The sequence below is a fragment of the Moraxella equi genome, assembly GCF_002027555.1.
In the GTDB taxonomy this organism is placed as follows: domain Bacteria; phylum Pseudomonadota; class Gammaproteobacteria; order Pseudomonadales; family Moraxellaceae; genus Moraxella; species Moraxella equi.
Genome location: NZ_MXAP01000171.1, coordinates 1 through 5,188 on the forward strand (window position 1 = coordinate 1; position 5,188 = coordinate 5,188).

Genomic DNA, 5,188 nt, shown 5'->3' on the forward strand with positions numbered 1-5,188 from the left:
TTAAGTTCGGTTGGTATAAAACTGATATTAAAATCCCAATCAATCGCTTGTTCTATTACCGAACTCACAAGCAAAATCCCAATGCCACAAGATAGGCTAAACAGCTTCCAAGGGCGAAGATAATCTTTTAATGAGATGATTTTATTTGATTGCATTTGTATTTTCCAATTATAAGAAGAAATAGACTATTATCGCAGGGCGAATGTGATTTACTCCTACATGTTCAAATTTTAAAATATATCTTTATTGAACGACACCATTTATTTTATCATGATAAATCCTAAAAACCAGTATTTTGGCAGATACCGCCAAGTATTCTAACCCAACTCCCGCCCCATTTCCCACCTTTTTTTAGCCCCAAAAACCTGCTATAATAAACCCCTTTACCCAAAGCACTTCGTATGTGCTTTTACTTTATTTTTTAAATCCACTGGTAGCGGTCAAATATTTGATTGTAGCAAATATCACTGCCAACGCCACACACAGGAGTACCCTTATGGTCGCAATCACACTTCCCAACGGCGATGTTAAGCATTTTGACGGTGCAACCACCGTGATGGACATCGCCCAAAGTATCGGAGCAGGTCTCGCCCGTGCAACCGTAGCAGGCAAAGTAAACGGCAAACTTGTGGACGCTTGCGACCCAATCACCGAAGACGCCAGCGTGCAAATCATCACGCCCAAAGACTTTGAAGGTGTGGAGATTATCCGCCACTCGTGTGCCCACCTTTTGGGACACGCCGTCAAACAACTGTTCCCCGAAGTCAAAATGGTCATCGGGCCTGTGATTGAAGACGGTTTTTATTACGACATTTACAGCAACAAACCCTTTACCCAAGACGATATGGCAACGATTGAAGCTCGTATGATTGAACTTATCAATCAAGACTACGATGTCATCAAAAAAATGACGCCACGAAATGAAGTCATTGAAGTCTTTAAGGCACGGGGTGAAGAATACAAACTTCGTTTGATTGATGATATGCCTGACGAAACGGCAATGGGACTGTATTATCATCAAGAATACATTGATATGTGTCGGGGCCCGCATGTGCCAAACACTCGGTTTTTAAAGGCGTTTAAACTCACCAAAATGAGCGGTGCGTACTGGCGTGGAGACGCCAAAAACGAGCAATTACAACGAATCTATGGCACAGCGTGGGCGGACAAAAAAGAGCTACAAGCCTACATCAAACGCATTGAAGAAGCCGAAAAACGCGACCACCGCAAAATTGGCAAAGCCTTGAATTTGTTCCATTTGCAAGAAGAAGCCCCCGGTATGGTGTTTTGGCACCCGAACGGCTGGACGGTGTGGCAAGTGCTTGAACAATATATGCGTAAAGTCCAAAAAGACAACGGCTACCTTGAAATCAAAACCCCGCAAGTCGTGGACAGAAGCCTATGGGAAAAGTCAGGACATTGGGAAAATTATGGCGATATGATGTTCACCACATCGTCAGAAAAAAGAGACTATGCCGTCAAGCCGATGAACTGCCCTTGCCATGTACAAGTGTTTAATCAAGGCTTAAAGTCGTATCGTGATTTGCCCCTACGCCTTGCCGAATTTGGCTCGTGCCACCGTAACGAACCGTCAGGCTCATTGCACGGCATTATGCGGGTGCGTGGTTTTGTGCAGGACGATGCTCATATTTTCTGCTCGCACGAACAAATCCGAGACGAAGCCCAAGCCTTTATTAAGCTCACCTTACAAGTTTATAAAGATTTTGGCTTTGATGAAGTGCAAATGAAACTCTCCACCCGCCCCGAAAAACGCGTGGGTGCAGACGAATTGTGGGACGATGCCGAAAAAGCCCTAGCGGACGCTTTGGACACCGCAGGACTGGCGTGGGAGCTACAAGAGGGCGAAGGGGCGTTTTATGGCCCGAAAATTGAATTTAGCCTAAAAGACTGCTTGGGGCGTGTGTGGCAATGTGGCACGCTACAACTGGACTTTAACCTACCCGAGCGACTTGGGGCGGAATACATCAGCGAAACAGGCGAGCGGGTACGCCCTGTGATGCTCCACCGTGCGATTTTGGGTTCGTTTGAACGCTTTATTGGCATTTTGATTGAGCATTATGCAGGTTGGTTCCCTGCATGGCTTGCTCCCCAACAAGTTGTGGTGATGAACATTACCGACAAACAAGCGGACGCAGTAGAAAGCACCGTAAAAGCATTGCAGAATCAAGGATTTAGAGCGATTAGCGATTTGCGTAACGAAAAAATCGGCTTTAAAATCCGTGAACGCACCCTTGAACGCATTCCCTTTATGCTTGTACTTGGCGATAAAGAAGTGGAAAGTGGCACGGTCAATGTCCGCACCCGTGAAGGCGAAAACTTGGGCAGTATGACGCTATCCGACTTTGTCAAAGTGTTAAATGGGGCGATTGAGAAGAAAGGGCGGGTTGAGCCAAAAGTAGATAGCGAATAAAAATGGTAGGGGCGAATTTATATTCGCCCAACGACTGATAATAAAAAATCCATTCAAAGTTTTTTGGGTGGATTTTTTGTGATTTTTTTTCTTGACTTCACTTTATAGAAATGTTATATTATTTCAACCTTGTAAGAACAAGGTTGTACACTCATACAATCACTGAGTTTACATAACATGATTGTATGGTATTTTTGTTGTTCAGCTATTTAAGGAATAAACCCATGAACACTATCAATCTTTCCCAAATTCTTTCTGGTTTGCAAAACCAAGATTTTCAAAATGCACAGAAAAACTGTGCTATTATGCAAAATGATGAAAATGGTGCGTTGTCTGCCCCAATGCGAATGATTGCATATGACAATAAACGCACAAAAACACAGTCGTAATTCAAATAAAAGCATACATCTGTTTGATGTATGCTTTTATTTATTTTAAATAAATATTTCAAGGAGTATGTTATGTTTTATTTGGTTGGCGTTCAAGAAATGATACAAACATTGACTGTGTTATCTAGCAAGGATAGCTCTAATTTACCAAAAGACTTTAAAGAGTTGGAGGTGAATTTTCATAAGTTTTTAAATCAATATCAACCCAAAGTGGTAAGAAGTGATAGATTGGGTGTTAATATTGTTGATGATAAAGATTGGGAATCCTCTCTTACCAACCTTTTTGCCACCGATTCTTTTTTGAATGATAAAAATCAATCATGTGTGATTGGTGAAGGTCTAAATGATAATGATAGAGAGGTGAGAGTTAAAAAATTACAAAGTGCATTGGATGAATTATCAAATATTAATGCCGAACTTTACTTTATGTTGCAGTTGGTTGTTGATTCTATTTTTTTAAGATACGCAAAAGATTCTGGTGGTGGCTCAACCTCAAATGCGATTGGTGTAATTTGGATAAATAACCGTGATTTTTGGTCAATGACTGATTTAATGGAGCTATTAGTTCATGAATTAACGCATAACGCACTATTTATAGATGAACTGAGATTTTTACATTTTTATGATTATCATGAGTTATTAAAACCAGAGAATTTTGCTCAATCTGCTATTTTGCACACAAAAAGACCATTAGATAAAGTACTTCACAGTATTGTGGTTGCCTCTGAGGTTTTACAATTTCGCAAAAATTGCTTGGGAGAACCAAAAAATCCTATGGTGCACCCAGATTCCAATACCATGATAAAACAAGCGTTAGATGCCTACAAGTCTATTACAGGTATGCCAAACTACAAAGAATTGGTAACAGATAGAGGGCGTTGGATTTTAGATAAGTCCCAAGAAATGATAAATGAATTGATTGAGAAATAATTTGTATAATTATTGCTATACTATTGGGTTATTTATTTTTTAATTAATCAGCCACATATGTAAATGAATGCTTTATTATGTGGCTTTGTGTTTTTGTTATGAAAATTATCACTTCATCATTATGTATCTCATTTGCGTTTTTGATAGGACAGCAGTTAATTGTTGGTTTGTCCACATATTTTATTGCAAATCTTGCCATAGACATTGCCCAAAAAGATAGTTTTTTAATAAATTTAGGTGGTTTTGTTTTATCATTAATCATTGTTTACATCCCTGCTTATTTTGCAATCATTTATTTAGAAAAATCAAAATTTGACCTACTAAATAATTATGTTCAAAAATTTATTATGACTTTTTTTGGCAAAACTGCTTTACTTAATAATAAAGAATTAAAAGAACAGAGTACTGTCTTTGTTAGCCAAGAAAGCAAATCAGTAATAGATGATATGTTGGACTTTGCATTTGATGGCGTGGCACTAATTTTAAATTTATTGATTAACATCTTAATTTTGGGGTTTTTTCTTGATTATAACTTATTGGTGGCTTATATCGTTGGGTTTTTATTGGTAGAATTTTTTATTTTTTACCATCAAAATAAAATATCCAAAATATCCAAAATATCTCAAAAGTCCAGAATATCTTTTATTGCTATTTTAAATAAAATTTGGGACAATGTTATTATTTTTAACAAATACAATATGGGTATTTTTAATCATATTTATAAAAATAATTTCAACCGTTCAAAAAAATATCATATTTATAGCCAATCATTAAATCAATTGATTTCAAGTTTTGGTATGATTCTGTTTATGATTCCTGTATTAAGCTTGATTGTTTATTTATTCATAAAACATCAAAATGATTATGTATTTTTATCATTATTGGTTGCAACATTACCAAGACAAATACAGCTATTGCAAATGGGTCAGGCACTCGTTTTTCATCAAACCAATTTTTCTAGCATTAAAGCCAGATTTATTGGTTTGCAAAATTCTTTAAATATGCCCAATATTGATATATTAAGCAGAATTAACTTTAAAGATATTTTTATTAATAATACACCATTGAGCGATTTTGATTTAAATAATTTGCCAAAAAATGGTAGAATGACGATTAGGGGTTGTAATGGTGTTGGTAAAAGTAGTTTTTTATTATATTTAAAAACATTATTATCAAATAGGGCTTTTTATCTTCCTGTCAATCATGATTTACTTTTTCATCAAAACAATAAAAAATCGACAGGTCAAAAATTGTTTGCACACTTAATAGAGATTCGGAACAATAAAAGTGATGTTGATGTTATTATTCTTGATGAGTGGGACGCAAATTTAGACAATATCAACAAAAATTATCTTGATGAATTGATAAATGAATTGGCAATGGAAAAGTTGGTTGTTGAAGTTAGGCATTAATATAATTTTGTAGCAACTGTATCCCT

General features: G+C 36.8%; 4 protein-coding genes. All 4 read left to right on the top strand.

All coding sequences use genetic code 11. From position 1 onward, the window contains the following. The first annotated feature begins 496 nt into the window (after positions 1 to 496). Positions 497 to 2,431, top strand: a complete 1,935-nt coding sequence (gene thrS / locus B5J93_RS12825) for a threonine--tRNA ligase (protein ID WP_079326725.1) — start codon at positions 497 to 499, stop codon at positions 2,429 to 2,431. Between the two features lie 224 nt (positions 2,432 to 2,655). Beyond that, positions 2,656 to 2,820, top strand: a complete 165-nt coding sequence (locus B5J93_RS13630; RefSeq protein ID WP_158080750.1) for a hypothetical protein — start codon at positions 2,656 to 2,658, stop codon at positions 2,818 to 2,820. 72 nt (positions 2,821 to 2,892) lie between these two features. Further along, positions 2,893 to 3,750: an aKG-HExxH-type peptide beta-hydroxylase gene (locus B5J93_RS12830; protein WP_079326723.1), complete on the top strand. Its 858-nt coding sequence runs from the start codon at positions 2,893 to 2,895 to the stop codon at positions 3,748 to 3,750. A 98-nt stretch (positions 3,751 to 3,848) separates the two neighbouring features. Beyond that, complete coding sequence (locus B5J93_RS12835; protein ID WP_079326724.1) at positions 3,849 to 5,162, top strand: ATP-binding cassette domain-containing protein; 1,314 nt, start codon at positions 3,849 to 3,851, stop codon at positions 5,160 to 5,162. Positions 5,163 to 5,188: the final 26 nt, after the last annotated feature.

What these genes read in the sequence shown, in the direction of transcription:
- thrS (WP_079326725.1), top strand. Translation starts at nt 497, where the DNA reads ATGGTCGCAATCACACTTCCCAACGGCGATGTTAAGCATTTTGACGGT.
- B5J93_RS13630 (WP_158080750.1), top strand. Translation starts at nt 2,656, where the DNA reads ATGAACACTATCAATCTTTCCCAAATTCTTTCTGGTTTGCAAAACCAA.
- B5J93_RS12835 (WP_079326724.1), top strand. Translation starts at nt 3,849, where the DNA reads ATGAAAATTATCACTTCATCATTATGTATCTCATTTGCGTTTTTGATA.
- B5J93_RS12830 (WP_079326723.1), top strand. Translation starts at nt 2,893, where the DNA reads ATGTTTTATTTGGTTGGCGTTCAAGAAATGATACAAACATTGACTGTG.